The following is a 13,517-nucleotide window of genomic DNA, read 5'->3' on the forward strand; positions in this document are numbered from 1 at the left end:
ACCATTCACCATTCACCATTCACCATTCACCATTCACCATTCACCATTCACCATTCAATCACCTGCCCTTGACGTCGAGCCGGCCCAGCAGCATTGCCTTGGTCTTCCTGTCGACGAAGGCGGCGTCGATGGCGGTTCTGGTGACGGCGGCGAGCGCCTTGTCGTTCATCGAAAAATGCTCGGCGGCAATGTCGTATTCGCGCTTCAGCGACGTCCGGAAATAGGGCGGATCATCGGAATTTAGCGTCACCTTGCAGCCAGCCGCCAACAGGGCCGGAAAAGGGTGATCGGCGAAACTGTCGAAGACCTTCAGCGCGATGTTGGAGCTCGGACAGCATTCGAGCACGACACCTTCGTCGGCGATGCGCCGGATAAGGTCGGGGTTTTCGATGGCACGCACGCCATGGCCGATGCGGGCGGGGCGAATGTGGTCGAGTGCGGCCTTGACGCTCTCCCAGCCCATCAGTTCGCCGGCATGGACGGTGATGCCAAGGCCGGCCTCTCGCGCGATTTCGAAGGCCCTGACATAGTCCTCCAGATCGCCCATCCGCTCGTCGCCGGCGACGCCGAAGCCGGTGACCAGCGGATGCCCGCAGCGGGCGGCGAAGCGCGCCGCCTGCTCGATCGATTCGACGCCGGCATCGCGCACGCCGGTGACGATCATGCGGCCTTCGATGCCGGTCTTGGCCTTGGCGCGCGCCATGCCTTCGCCGAGCGCGTCCGTATAGGCCTTGGGCGACAGGCCGGCCTTCCCGGCGTGGTCCGTCGAGGTGAAGATCTCGGAATAGATCGCGCCGTCGCGGGCGAGGCTGGTCAGATAATGATCGGCCAGCCGCGCATAGTCCTCTTCTGTGCGGAACAGGTCGGAGGAGAAGTCATAGGCGGCGAGGAAGGAGCTGAAATCGTGCCAGACGAAGGAGCCGTCCTGAATGTAGGGCGAGGTGTCCTTGCCGTATTTCTGCGCCTGGCGGATGACGAGTTCGGGCGCCGCTGCCCCTTCGATATGGCAGTGCAGTTCTGCTTTCAAAGGCATGCAATCATCCCGTCAGGTCAGTCCAGGACATGGAGCCATAAGCGTGATCCCACGACCGGGAAGCGCGGCCGAACACCGCGCCTTAAACAATAGCGTCGGCATCATCGATCGGCTATGGTCCCGCCGGTTTTATGGCGGATCAAAAATAATGTCGGTTGAGAGAACCACGGCCGTTGGCGGCATGGAAACCTCCTATGGTTTCAAGCGCGTAGGGGCAGGCGAGAAGCAGTCCTTGGTCAACGACGTTTTCCACAAGGTGGCGAACCGCTACGATCTGATGAACGACCTGATGTCGGGCGGCCTGCATCGGCTGTGGAAGGACGCCATGGTCACATGGCTCAATCCACCGAAACGACCGGGCTGGAGCGTTCTCGACGTTGCCGGCGGCACTGGCGACATCGCCTTCCGCATCGTCGAGGCGAGCGGCAGGAACGCCCATGCCACGGTTCTCGACATCAACGGCTCGATGCTCGCCGTCGGCCGCGACCGGGCCGAGAAAAAGGGCCTGACGGCAAATACCGATTTCGTCGAGGCCAATGCCGAGGAGCTGCCTTTCGCTGAGGCCAGTTTCGACGCCTACACGATCGCTTTCGGCATTCGCAACGTGCCGCGTATCGATGTGGCGCTTGCCGAAGCCTTTCGCGTGCTGAAGCCTGGCGGGCGTTTTCTCTGCCTTGAATTTTCCGAGGTCGACATGCCGCTGCTCGACAAGGTCTATGAGGCGTGGTCGTTCAACGCCATCCCCAGGATCGGCAAGGCGGTGACCGGCGAAAACGAACCCTATTCCTATCTGGTCGAATCGATCCGCAAATTTCCCAATCAGCAGAATTTTGCCGCGATGATTTCCCGCGCCGGTTTTGACCGCGTGTCTTTTCGCAATTATGCCGGCGGCATAGCTGCGCTTCATTCGGGCTGGAAGCTTTGAGGCAGGCCCGTATTTTTTATACGCGACCTGCCCTTCGCCGGTCTAGAAAACCGGCAGGACAAGCGCATTCATGAGCAGTGTCGGCGCTGGTTTCAGGCTCGTACGGGCCGGCTGGGTGCTGGTCCGCGAAGGCGTCGTCGCGGCGTTGCCGGGTGATGAGCTGTTCGGCCTGCCGAAATTCGGCTGGCGGGTGGCACGGCTGTTCACCCGCCGCCGCGCGCTTGCCTATGAACGTGGCGATCGGCTGGCCAAGGCCGTCGTCCGGCTCGGCCCATCCTATGTCAAGCTCGGCCAGTTCCTGGCGACACGACCCGATGTCGTCGGCAACGACATAGCGCTCGATCTCGCCATGCTGCAGGACAAGATGCAGACATTTCCGCAGACCGAGGCCATTGCGGCGATAGAGGCCTCGCTCGGGCGCAAGGTCGGCGAGCTCTACGCCAGTTTCGGCGAGGCGGTCGCCGCGGCCTCGATCGCTCAGGTCCATACCGCCGAAACCTTGCAGAACGGCGTCGGTTCGCGGGTGGCGGTGAAGGTGATCCGACCGGGCGTGCGGCGCCGTTTCTTTCGCGATCTCGAAAGCTATTTCCTCGCCGCCCGTCTCCAGGAAAAATACATCCCGTCGTCGCGCCGGCTGCGGCCGGTCGAGGTGACCCAGACGCTGGCGCAGACCACGAAGATCGAGATGGATCTGAGGCTCGAGGCGGCAGCGCTTTCGGAGCTCGGCGAAAACACCAGGGACGATCCCGGCTTTCGCGTGCCGACGGTCGATTGGGAACGCACCGGCCGCGACGTGCTGACCATGGAATGGGTCGACGGCATCAAGATGAACGACATTGCCGGCCTGACTGCCGCCGGCCACGATCTGAAGGCGATCGCCGCCAATCTGGTCCAGTCGTTCCTGCGCCATACGCTGCGCGACGGTTTCTTCCACGCCGACATGCATCCGGGAAACCTGTTCGTCGAGCCCGATGGCACCATCGTCGCTGTCGATCTCGGCATTGCCGGCCGACTCGGCAAGAAGGAGCGCCGGTTCCTCGCCGAAATCCTCTACGGCTTCATCACTCGTGACTATCTGCGCGTCGCCGAAGTGCATTTCGAGGCCGGCTACGTGCCGCGCCTGCATAACGTCGCGGCATTCGCCCAGGCGATCCGCGCCATCGGCGAGCCGATCCACGGCCAGCCGGCCGAAACCATCTCGATGGCCAAGCTCTTGGCGCTTCTGTTCGAGGTGACCGACCTCTTCGACATGGCGACGCGGTCCGAACTGGTGCTGCTGCAAAAGACCATGGTGGTGGTCGAGGGCGTTGCCCGCACCCTCGACCCGGCATTCAACATGTGGAAGACGTCAGAACCGGTGGTCGGAGGCTGGATATCAGGCAATCTCGGCCCGCGTGCCCTGCTGGCCGACGCACGCGACGGCGCCAACGCGTTGCTGGCGCTGGCCCGCCAGGCGCCGGACCTCGCCGCCCGCACCGAGCGGCTGTCGCGCGAGATCGATCTGATGGCCGAACACGGGCTGCGTTTCGACGACAGGACGGCGCACGCCATCGGCAAGGCCGAGGCGCGCTATAGCAGATCCGGCCGGCTGGCGCTGTGGGTGATCGCGCTGACGCTGGTCTTTATCGCCTGGAAGCTGCTCTGACTGTAAGCAGTGACAGCAGTGCTGTCATTGCAGTCATGCTCCGGTGTCGCTATATTAGGTCGCGGGAGCGCGATCATGGCCCGGATTACTGTTCGCAATGTGGATGAGAGTGTCATGCGGCGACTGCGGGAGCGTGGCGCCGCGCGTGGCGTTTCCATGGAGCAGGAGGCGCGGGACGTGCTCGCCGCATCCTTAGGGTTTCCGACCACCAAAGGTTTCGACTCGGCGGCCATTGCAGCCGAGGACGAAGCCAAGGTCAGACCGACCACACGGGGGCAAGGGTAGTTATGGGCACCCTGACCATTCGCAATCTCGACGACGATCTGAAGCAAAAGCTGCGCGAGCGGGCTGCCAGACATGGCGTGTCAATGGAGCAGGAGGCAAGAAATCTCTTGCTGAAGGATGTGGCAGTCACCAAAGAACGTGACGGCGATTTTGTTACGGCGGAGGAAATCCTCGAATTCGGCCGACGACTGCAACAAGCGGATTTCGATCAGAAGAAATTCACTGATGACCTCTGGTCCTTCATCGAGGAGGAATGACCGTGGTGGTCGACACTTCAGCGATCGTGGCCATCCTGAAGCAGGAGCCCGATGCTCCGGCGTTCGCCCAGCGCCTCGCCGGAAATCAGCGGATATTGATGAGCGCCGCAACTCTGATGGAATGCGGCACAGTAATTGTCCGCCGCTATGGCGCGGCTGGCACGGCCGAGTTGACGGGCCTTCTTGCTAGACTCAAAGTCACTATCGTCGCGCTCTCCGCCGAACATGCGCAAGCCGGAATTGAAGCCTATGCACTGTATGGTCGAGGTACTGGCCATCGCGCCAATCTCAACATGGGCGACTGCTTCGCCTACGCCTTGGCCAAGACGCGAAACCTGCCGCTGCTTTTCAAGGGCGACGATTTCATCCATACCGACATCGAACCGGCGCTGAAGCCGGCATGACATCGGACAAGAACTGGGCATGACCCTCTCCGGCAAGCGCATCCTGCTGATCATCGGCGGCGGTATCGCCGCCTACAAGGCGCTCGACCTGATCCGCCGGCTGCGCGAGCGCGGTGCCGCCGTGCGTGTGGTGATGACTGCCGCGGCGCAGGAATTCGTCACGACGCTGTCGGCCGGGGCGCTGTCGGCCGACCACGTCTTCACGGATTTGTTCGACCGCAATGACGAGCACGATGTCGGCCACATCCGCTTGTCGCGCGAGGCCGATCTTGTCGTTGTGGCGCCGGCTACCGCCGACCTGATGGCGAAGCTCGCCAACGGCCATGCCAACGACCTTGCCTCGACCGTGCTCATTGCGACCGACAAGCCGGTGCTGATGGCGCCCGCCATGAACCCGAAAATGTGGTCGCATCCCGCGACCCGGCGAAACCGGGCGACGTTGCGGAAGGACGGCGTCGGATTCGTCGGCCCGGCAAAGGGCGAAATGGCCGAGAGCAACGAGGCGGGCGAAGGCCGCATGGCCGAGCCGCTGGAAATCGTCGCTGCGATCGAGGCGCTGCTCGATATCAGTCCGAAGCCGCTGGCAGGCAGAAAGATCATCGTCACCTCAGGGCCGACGCATGAGCCGATCGATCCGGTGCGCTATATCGCCAACCGTTCGTCCGGCAAGCAGGGCCATGCCATCGCGGCGGCGCTGGCAAGGCTGGGCGCCGATGTGCGCCTCGTCTCCGGTCCGGTCGGCATTGCCGATCCGGCTGACGTCACCACGCTGCATGTCGAAACCGCAAACCAGATGAAGGACGCGGTCGAACAGCTTTTGCCGGCGGACGCGGCGGTGTTCGTCGCGGCGGTTGCGGACTGGCGCAGCGAGACTTCGGCCGGCGAGAAGATCAAGAAGGTGGCGGGCGAGGGGCCGCCGGCGCTGCAGATGATCGAAAACCCTGACATTCTTGCCGGCGTCGGCCATCACAGGAAGCGACCCAGCCTGGTCGTCGGTTTCGCCGCCGAAACGCAGGATCTGGTCAGGAACGCCGAGGCCAAGCTCAGGAAAAAGGGCGCCGATTTCATCGTCGCCAACGATGTATCCCACGAAAGCGGGGTGATGGGCGGCGACCGCAACACTGTGCGGATCGTCTCGAAGGCCGGCGTCGACGAATGGCCCGAGATGAGCAAGGACGAGGTGGCGACGCGGCTCGCCGCCTTGATCGCCGAACGGCTGAAGACGATTACTGTCTAGCCGGTCGCTTCCTGCGGCCGGGCTGCCGGCCCCGAGATCCTCAGCGCGGCAAGGCATCCCAGAATCCCGAGTGGCACGAAGGCGAGGAACAGCCAGGTGGCGACATTCGCCGCCGCCTCGCGGTTCAGGCCTTCGGAGAAACCGCTGGCGTTGGCGACGATACCGGTCAACGCGGCACCGACGGCATAGCCGATGCGCTGCATGGTCGGCACGGCGGCGGAAGCGATCGTTTGTTCGCCGTCCCTGGCCGATGCGACGATCACGCGTGTGACGAAGGGCCAGGCAATGCCGAAGCCGCCGCCCTGCAGCAAGGCGCAAAACAGGATCAGCGGAATCGAACCGGCCGGCACGGCATAGGCGAAACCGGCGATGCCGGCCGCGATCATCAGCGCGCCGCCGGTGATGATCAGTCTTTCCCGCTCCGGCGGCGCATTGGCGACGAGGATCGACAGGATCGACCAGGCGATCGATTCGGCGGCGATGATATAACCGGTGGTCAGGATCGGAATGCCATGCAGGCTGGTCAGAAGCAGCGGCCCGTAGACGGCGAAGGAGCAGGTTGCCACCGAAAACGCGGCGACCATGGTCATGCCTGCGCCGACCGGCGAGCGCCAGGAGAACAGCCGCGACGGGAACAGCCGCGAGCCCGGCTTCAGCGCATCGATGCGGATGAACAGCGCGAGCCCGATCAGGCCGAGGATGAGCAACAGGGAGGAGCGCAGCAGGGCAATCTCGACACCGGCCGTGGCGATCAGCACGACGCTGACGGCAAGGCAGCCGAGCGCGGCAAAGGGGAAGGGCGGCGCGGTTCCAGTGATCGCCTGCGGCCGGGTCGCCTCGGGCGTGTCGAGCACGATGAAGCTCGCCAACGCCATGGCGGTGCCGCCAAGTGTGAAGACGCCGAAAGCCCAGCGCCAGGAGAGCAACTCGGTCATCAACGCACCGAGCACCGGCCCGCTGAAGGCGGCGACGCCCCAGATCGCCGACATAACGCCGAAAAGCTGCGGCCAGATGGCGCGTGGAAACAGCCGCTCGACCGAGACGAAGGCCAGCGACACCAGCGCGCCGCCGCCAAATCCCTCGATCAGGCGCCCGGCCAGGAACAGCGGCATGGACGGCGCGATGGCGCAGACCAGGGCGCCGGCCGCGTAGAGCAGGGCGGCAACCACCATGTTGGTGCGCAACGCGACATAGCTCACCAGCCGTCCGGCGGCAGCGCCGGCGACGATGGCGCCGAGCTCGTAGATCGCCAGCGACCAGCCGACCAGCTGAACCCCGGCGAGTTCGCCGACCATCGCCGGCATCACCGTTGCCACCATGGTTTCGTTGGTGGCGTGCAGCAGGATGCCGAGGCTGATGAAGCAGAAGCGCGCCAGATCGCCGCTCGCCCACAGCGCCCGCCAGTCGACCCTGTTTGTGCTGGTTTCGATCACCCGCCCTCCCGAACTTTCGTAAACGCCGATTAAAGAAATGGTGGAGCGCTCTTCGTCTCCAAATGGCACTTCGGGGATGGGTTGTAAAACCTCAACCGCAGTTGAGCTCAAGCGGTTTTTTTGCGGGTGCGCTGAGGGTGCTGATGAAGGCGGGATGTCAAGATTGGCGATCATGGCGTCAGCGATGATCTTCCCTGGCACGGCGGTTCCCAAAGTCGTGCGGCGCGGAACCGTCCTATCCTGTTCCGCGCCGCATGCAGAGCTACGCTATGGCATTCATTTGAAAGAGTGGATCAGTTGCAGTGAGGTGACGGCGACTGCCAGGTTGACGCCGGTCTGCGCCTGTACGTTTAGAGGCTGCAGCGAGAAGGCGCTGTTCAGCCCGCCGACCAGAAGGTTGGCGCCGCCGCCGGTTACCACGCTGGCCTCGGCGTTGACGCCATAATAGCTGCCGGCAAGATCGCCGGCATCACGGTCGCGGGTGGCCGCCAGAACCGCCCATATCAATTCGCCCTGGTGGGTCCTGCCGACGTCGACGCCGAGCTTGAAAATGACCCCGGTATAGGATTCGGGGGGACCGCCATGATGAGGGCGAAAGGTGCAGGCCACGCCTTTGTTGGATGTCACGATATAGCCGGTGCCGCCGTCGATGGTGCAGTCGAGCACACCGAGCTGCAGCCTTCCTGCGCTGGCAGGGGCGGCGAGAATCGTAGCGGCGAGGGCGGCGACACAGGCGAGTTTCTTGATCATGGGAGCGGTCCTTTTCGCGAATAGCCTTGAACAACGGCTAAGCGTCCCGAGCGTTCCGCCGAGAACTTGGCGCGATCAAGGCGTCAGTCGTTGAAGGTTTCGAAGCCATGCCAAACGGCAGGCCTGCCATGTCAGGCCGAAACGCCGCCGTCGGTCAGACGGCGCTGGTGCGCGCCAGGCCGTCCTTGGCCGGCTGGTAGGTGGGGCTGAGGCGCACGGCCTCGCGGTAGGCTTTTGCCGCCTTGGCCTTGTCGCCGCGCCGCTCGTAGATCAGCGCCTGGTTGGACCAGGCCTCGGCATTCTTGCCGTCGAGCTTGATCGCCATGTTGATGTCGGCGAAGGCGTTGTCCTCGTCGTTCATGGCGAGATAGGAGAGGCCGCGGCCATTGTAGGGATCGGCGGCGTCCGGCGCCAGCGAGATGGCTGTCGAGAAATCCTCGATGGCGAAAGCGTGCTGGCCCTGGCTCTGATAGATCAGGCCGCGATTGTGATAGGCGCGCGCGTCTGTCGTGTCGAGCTGGATCGCCTTCTGGAAATCGTTGAACGCTTCCTGGATGCGGTTGGCTTTGCGGTAGAGATTGCCGCGGCCGATATAGGCGGCGTCATAGTCGGGATTGATCTGGATCGAGCGGTTGTAGTCGGCAAGCGCGGCCGCCTGATCGCCGAGGAAACGCTGGATGAGAGCGCGGTTCGAATAGGCCTGGTAGAAATTCGGATTGAGCTGGATGGCGGTGTTGAAATCCTTGAGCGCCGCCTGATACTGGCCGCCGCGGCCATAGGCCGAGCCACGCACATTGTAGCCTTCCGGATCCTGGGGACTGCGCTGGATGACAGCCGACAGCGAGGAGATGTTCTCGGCCGACCCTTGTGCCTTGTCGATGTTGGTGAATTCGCCGGTCGGGGCTGTTTGGCAGCCGGCGAGCGCCAAGCCAGAAAGCAGGGCTGCCGTCAGGGCGAAGCCGCGCATTGCGGTTCTGCGCTCCACGCTAATTGCGTTCATGTCTGCTCTGTCCTCACTGCCCGCCCGCGCCGTCAGGTCTGTTCCCTCTCCGAACCGGCCCTCTGCGAGCTGGTCGAATTCAAAATAAAAAGGTGGCGGCGATTTCGCATCGCGCCACCTTGGGTATCCTTCGAAAAGGACGAAAAATTGGCGTCAGAACCGCGGCGGACGCGGAGCGCCGGCACCAGCGGCACCAGCCGCCACCGGGCGCGGCGTCATCGGCAGCAGGCCTTCGCGCTGGGCGCGCTTGCGTGCCAGCTTGCGGGCGCGGCGAACGGCTTCCGCCTTTTCGCGGGCGCGCTTCTCGGAAGGCTTCTCATAATGTCCGCGCATCTTCATTTCGCGGAAGATGCCTTCGCGCTGCATCTTTTTCTTGAGCGCGCGAAGCGCCTGATCAACATTGTTGTCGCGGACGAGTACCTGCACGGGCAATCCTGTCTTTCGGGTTTTGTTAACAACAGGCAAGTGGCCATAGTCGCTTGCCTCCGCGGCGGTCTACACCACGAATTGTGGCGGCTGATAGCAGAATCATGCCGCTCTGTCCACTGCCGAAACGAAAAACCCGCCTCAGCGGCGGGTCGTCGGCGCAAATCACACGATGCGCAAGCCAATAGCATAACTGCCGTCACAAAGCAAGGAATTACGACCTCTGGTAGCATATTCGCCTGCTCGGGCGGGCTCTCCGCGCCGATGAGCGATCGTTGGCGTTTTCTCCGACACCGATAAATTCTTGCTGCCCCAATCCCGGCAAAACGCTCCGCCCGGCTCTATCAACGAAGGAACCAACCTCGTTCCCCAATGGTTGTTGCGGCGAAGCAAGCACAGGGGAAAACCGATGTCAGGCACCCGTGAATGGCTCGTCCAATGGCTCAAGGATGCGCATGCGATGGAGGAGCAGGCCGAAACCATGCTGAACGGCCAGCTCAATCGGCTGGAGAGTTATCCCGAGCTCAGAGAGCGCATCAGGCTGCACCTCGATGAGACGAAGGGACACGCCGCGCGCCTCGGAATCTGCCTGGAAAGACTGGGCGAAGATACATCCGCGCTGAAGGACGCCGGCGGCAAGCTGCTGGCGATGGCGCAGTCGCTAAGCGGCGTCTTCGCCGGCGACGAGGTGATGAAAGGCTCACTGGCGAGCTACACCTTCGAGCACATGGAGATCGCATCCTACACGATCCTGATCGCAACCGCCGAGTCCCTCGGCGAAACGGAGATCGCCCGGGCCTGCGAACAAAACCTGCGTGAAGAGGAGGCGATGGCCGAGTGGCTGCACAACAAGCTGCCCGCGACTACGGAGCAGTTCCTGGCTCGCTCGGCGTCGGACAGCGACAATGCCAAGCGATGACGACAGCAACGTGAAGCGACCTTCGGTCTGGCGGGCTTACAGTTATGCCTGGATTACCCTCGGCTTCTTCATCATCTCGCTTGTCGGCCACTGGGTTTTCGGCTGGTTCGCCTATCTCGACGAGCAGCGAGCGCTTGGCCAACCGCCTGAGTTCGGCGGCTATCTGATCGAGATGAGCCGCGACACGCTCGAGAACTGGCAGTCGGAATTCCTGCAGCTGCTCTGGCAGGTCGGTGGCCTGGCGTTCCTGCTCTTCGTCGGATCGCCGCAATCGAAGGAGAGTACCGACCGTATGGAGGCCAAGATCGACGCCCTTCTCAGGCTTGTCGATCCGGAGAAGGGCAAGGAGGCGATTCGCGAACTGGACCTGCAGTATGACGGCCGCCACACTGACCAGCCGCACGCCCATCGGAACTGATCCGATCATAACTTCGGCTCAGGCTGGCGGGCTCCCCCTATGCCATGGCCAGATGAAGCCGCTCGAAATCCTCGAAGAACTCGCCGTAGTCGCAGCCGCCGCTATGGCGCGGACCGCGGTTGCCCCGCCATGCCGAGAAAAATCCGTGTTCGGTCTTTCGGAATGGTTCATGAAGCGGCCATTGTCGACCTCATAGACGATGAATCCGGGCCGGTCCGGGCTTGGATAGGCATATCTGTCGAGCAATTCCCTTAGGTGGGGCGGCGCCGTCCTATATTTTTCGATCGGGATCAGCCGGTCGAAATCCGGATCGAGCCGCCAGATCGACGCTCCCTTCTTGATCGGCTCGGCGGCGAACACGCCGACGCCCTGGATTGCGCTAGCAGCGATGTAGGTCCTGATCAGCAGCATGTTCTAGGCCCGTCTTCGACAAAAGTGTCCGAAGAAATCGCCCAATCGCACTGGAAAGCAAGACCGCTTTTGCGACATTGCCTCACGTCCGATTGATCGAGACCCCGCCATCGGCAAACAGCGCGGTTCCGGTGGTGAAGCTCGATGCGTCGGAAGCCAGATAGAGCGCCGAATGGGCGATCTCCTCAGGCTCGGCGACGCGCTTCAAGGCATGCAGGTTTTCGACGAAGGCTCGCGATTCAGGTGTCTTGAACGTTGCCGAAGGCGTGTCGGTGCCGCCCGGCAGGAGCGCGTTGACCCGCACGCCTTTGGCGCCATTTTCGGCGGCAAGCACCTGCGTCAACCCGATCAGCCCGGCCTTGCTTGCGGCATAGCTGGTCATGCCGGGCATGCCGACGGTATGGCCGACAAAGGTAGAGGTGAAGATCAGCGAACCGCCGCCGCGTTCGACAATCGCCGGGACCTGATATTTCGCGCCGAGGAATGCGCTGGTCAGGTTGGTGTCGAGCGTCTCGCGCCATCCCTCCAGCGACAGCTCCGAAATCGGGCCCATCTTGCCGACCGAGCCGGCGTTGTTGAAGGCGATATCCAGCCCGCCGAATTTCTCGACTGCCAGGTCGACAAGGGCTTTGGCATACGCCTCGTCTCTGACGTCACCGGCAAGGGCGATCGCCGTGCCGTCGGCGTCCTCGATTTCCGCGACGAGCGCGTCCAGCTCTGCCTGGCGACGGGCAGCGACGACCAGCTTGGCGCCTTCCTCGGCAAAGAGTTTTGCCGTGGCGCGGCCGATGCCGGAACTGGCGCCGGTGACGATGGCGATCTTGTTGGCGAGTGCGAGCATTTTTTGCATCCTTCTTTCGCGCCAGCTTTCGCCGGCAATCGGATGCTTGGTCGCAGATCGAGGCGGCACGAGCCACCCGATACCTGAAGGCGTCCGGATGCGTCGTTCGGCTCGTTGCTCGACAGGTCTTTTTGGCCGTGGCGCAAAACGGCAAGCGCCGTCGCAAACAGCGCAAGGGTGGCAGCGCTGTTTCGCTAGTGATACACCTCGCGCGCCGGGGCTCGATTGGATGTCCGGCCGCTATCTGCGAGGCTGGAACGTTGAAGAAATACTCGGTATTCGCCATCGCCCGCGAGGCCATGCGCGGCCACAAGGGCTGGGAGGAACAGTGGTCCTCGCCAGAGCCGAAGAAGGAGTACGACGTCATCATCGTCGGCGCCGGCGGCCATGGCCTGGCCACCGCCTATTATCTCGCCACGGTGCACGGCATCACCAATGTCGCGGTGCTGGAAAAGGGCTGGCTCGGCGGCGGCAATACCGGCCGCAACACCACCATCATCCGCTCCAACTATCTCTATGACGAGAGCGCCGGCATCTACGACCACGCGCTGAAGCTGTGGGACGGGCTCAGCCAGGAGCTCAACTACAACGTCATGTATTCGCCGCGCGGCGTCATGATGCTGGCCCACAATGTGCACGACATCCAGGTCTTGAAACGCCACGTCCATGCCAACCGTCTGAACGGCATCGACAATGAATGGCTGACGCCGGAAGCCGCCAAGGAATTCTGCCCGCCGCTCAACATTTCGCGCGATGCCCGCTATCCGGTGATGGGCGCGACCCTGCAGCGTCGCGGCGGCACCGCCCGCCACGATGCGGTCGCCTGGGGCTATGCGCGCGGTGCCTCGGCGCGCGGCGTCCACATCATCCAGAATTGCGAGGTCACCGGCGTCAAGCGGGCGCCGAACGGTTCGGTCACCGGCGTCGAGACGACGCGCGGCTTCATCGGCGCCAAAAAAGTCGGCGTCGTTGCCGCCGGCCATTCGTCGGTCATCATGGACATGGCCGGCGTGCGGATGCCGCTGGAAAGCTATCCGCTGCAGGCGCTGGTTTCCGAGCCGGTCAAGCCGGTCTTCCCCTGCGTGGTGATGTCGAACACCGTGCACGCCTATATCTCGCAGTCCGACAAGGGCGAACTGGTCATCGGCGCCGGTACCGACCAGTATATCTCCTATTCGCAGACCGGCGGCCTGCACATCCTGCAACACACGCTCGACGCCATCTGCGAGATGTTCCCGATGTTCACGCGCATGAAGATGCTGCGCTCGTGGGGCGGCATCGTCGACGTGACGCCCGACCGTTCGCCGATCCTGGCCAAGACGCCAGTGCCCGGCCTCTATGTCAATTGCGGCTGGGGCACGGGCGGCTTCAAGGCGACGCCGGGCTCGGGCCATGTCTTTGCCCACACCATCGCCAGGGACGATCCGCACCCGATCAACGCGCCCTTCACCATCGAGCGCTTCCGCACCGGCCGCCTGATCGACGAGGCGGCGGCGGCGGCGGTGGCACACTGATGGTGGCCCGCTTTGTGAT

Annotated in this window: 16 protein-coding genes; 9 read left to right on the forward strand and 7 right to left on the reverse strand. The window is 63.3% G+C overall.

Annotated features, from left to right (window positions below; translation table 11 throughout):
• Positions 1 to 58 precede the first annotated feature (58 nt).
• Positions 59 to 1,033, reverse strand: a complete 975-nt coding sequence (locus tag AC0L17_RS23545; RefSeq protein WP_473517575.1) for an adenosine deaminase — start codon at positions 1,031 to 1,033, stop codon at positions 59 to 61.
• Positions 1,034 to 1,181: 148 nt separating this feature from the next.
• Between AC0L17_RS23545 and ubiE the strand changes: the two genes are divergently transcribed.
• The 6 genes from ubiE to coaBC all read left to right on the forward strand — a co-directional run bounded on the left by ubiE (position 1,182) and on the right by coaBC (position 5,786).
• On the forward strand, positions 1,182 to 1,958 hold the full coding sequence (gene ubiE, locus AC0L17_RS23550) for a bifunctional demethylmenaquinone methyltransferase/2-methoxy-6-polyprenyl-1,4-benzoquinol methylase UbiE (RefSeq protein WP_091600456.1): 777 nt from the start codon (positions 1,182 to 1,184) through the stop codon (positions 1,956 to 1,958).
• 70 nt (positions 1,959 to 2,028) lie between these two features.
• The gene (ubiB, locus tag AC0L17_RS23555) at positions 2,029 to 3,603 is read left to right on the forward strand and encodes a 2-polyprenylphenol 6-hydroxylase (protein WP_473517576.1); all 1,575 of its coding nucleotides are present in this window, start codon (positions 2,029 to 2,031) and stop codon (positions 3,601 to 3,603) included.
• Positions 3,604 to 3,678: 75 nt separating this feature from the next.
• Positions 3,679 to 3,888 carry a FitA-like ribbon-helix-helix domain-containing protein gene (locus AC0L17_RS23560; RefSeq protein ID WP_473517577.1) on the forward strand — a complete coding sequence of 70 codons (210 nt, stop codon included), beginning with the start codon at positions 3,679 to 3,681 and terminating at the stop codon, positions 3,886 to 3,888.
• A 2-nt stretch (positions 3,889 to 3,890) separates the two neighbouring features.
• The gene (locus AC0L17_RS23565) at positions 3,891 to 4,145 is read left to right on the forward strand and encodes a FitA-like ribbon-helix-helix domain-containing protein (RefSeq protein ID WP_023797510.1); all 255 of its coding nucleotides are present in this window, start codon (positions 3,891 to 3,893) and stop codon (positions 4,143 to 4,145) included.
• The gene (locus tag AC0L17_RS23570) at positions 4,142 to 4,549 is read left to right on the forward strand and encodes a type II toxin-antitoxin system VapC family toxin (protein ID WP_353825807.1); all 408 of its coding nucleotides are present in this window, start codon (positions 4,142 to 4,144) and stop codon (positions 4,547 to 4,549) included. Before AC0L17_RS23565 ends, AC0L17_RS23570 begins: the two co-directional genes overlap by 4 nt.
• 19 nt (positions 4,550 to 4,568) lie before the next feature.
• On the forward strand, positions 4,569 to 5,786 hold the full coding sequence (gene coaBC, locus AC0L17_RS23575) for a bifunctional phosphopantothenoylcysteine decarboxylase/phosphopantothenate--cysteine ligase CoaBC (RefSeq protein WP_473517578.1): 1,218 nt from the start codon (positions 4,569 to 4,571) through the stop codon (positions 5,784 to 5,786).
• Here coaBC and AC0L17_RS23580 read toward each other — a convergent pair.
• From AC0L17_RS23580 to rpsU, 4 genes are all read right to left on the reverse strand, one after another.
• On the reverse strand, positions 5,783 to 7,219 hold the full coding sequence (locus AC0L17_RS23580; RefSeq protein ID WP_473517579.1) for an MFS transporter: 1,437 nt from the start codon (positions 7,217 to 7,219) through the stop codon (positions 5,783 to 5,785). The genes coaBC and AC0L17_RS23580 overlap by 4 nt on opposite strands.
• Before the next feature lie 276 nt (positions 7,220 to 7,495).
• Entirely contained in the window at positions 7,496 to 7,969 is a 474-nt protein-coding gene (locus AC0L17_RS23585; protein ID WP_473517580.1) for a DUF992 domain-containing protein, read from the reverse strand.
• 154 nt (positions 7,970 to 8,123) lie between these two features.
• A complete protein-coding gene (locus AC0L17_RS23590; protein WP_473494290.1) occupies positions 8,124 to 8,969 on the reverse strand; it encodes a tetratricopeptide repeat protein in 846 nt (281 codons plus the stop codon).
• A gap of 153 nt (positions 8,970 to 9,122) precedes the next feature.
• Positions 9,123 to 9,395, reverse strand: coding sequence for a 30S ribosomal protein S21 (gene rpsU / locus AC0L17_RS23595; RefSeq protein ID WP_023675331.1), 273 nt, complete (start codon positions 9,393 to 9,395; stop codon positions 9,123 to 9,125).
• 409 nt (positions 9,396 to 9,804) lie between these two features.
• Here rpsU and AC0L17_RS23600 point away from each other — a divergent pair, with 409 nt between their 5' ends.
• Both AC0L17_RS23600 and AC0L17_RS23605 read left to right on the forward strand, forming a co-directional pair.
• Positions 9,805 to 10,314 (forward strand): YciE/YciF ferroxidase family protein, encoded by a 510-nt coding sequence (locus AC0L17_RS23600; RefSeq protein ID WP_473517598.1) that lies wholly within the window; start codon positions 9,805 to 9,807, stop codon positions 10,312 to 10,314.
• A complete protein-coding gene (locus AC0L17_RS23605; protein ID WP_473517581.1) occupies positions 10,301 to 10,732 on the forward strand; it encodes a DUF6766 family protein in 432 nt (143 codons plus the stop codon). The genes AC0L17_RS23600 and AC0L17_RS23605 overlap by 14 nt, the downstream gene beginning before the upstream one ends.
• Positions 10,733 to 10,750: 18 nt before the next feature.
• On the opposite strand, the gene AC0L17_RS23610 is transcribed toward AC0L17_RS23605, so the two are convergent.
• Both AC0L17_RS23610 and AC0L17_RS23615 read right to left on the reverse strand, forming a co-directional pair.
• Entirely contained in the window at positions 10,751 to 11,143 is a 393-nt protein-coding gene (locus tag AC0L17_RS23610; protein ID WP_473517582.1) for an SET domain-containing protein-lysine N-methyltransferase, read from the reverse strand.
• 82 nt (positions 11,144 to 11,225) lie between these two features.
• Positions 11,226 to 11,984, reverse strand: a complete 759-nt coding sequence (locus AC0L17_RS23615; RefSeq protein WP_473517583.1) for an SDR family oxidoreductase — start codon at positions 11,982 to 11,984, stop codon at positions 11,226 to 11,228.
• A 260-nt stretch (positions 11,985 to 12,244) separates the two neighbouring features.
• Here AC0L17_RS23615 and AC0L17_RS23620 point away from each other — a divergent pair, with 260 nt between their 5' ends.
• Complete coding sequence (locus AC0L17_RS23620; protein ID WP_091600443.1) at positions 12,245 to 13,498, forward strand: sarcosine oxidase subunit beta; 1,254 nt, start codon at positions 12,245 to 12,247, stop codon at positions 13,496 to 13,498.
• Positions 13,499 to 13,517 lie beyond the last annotated feature (19 nt).

It is taken from the genome of Mesorhizobium sp. WSM4829 (assembly GCF_055811475.1).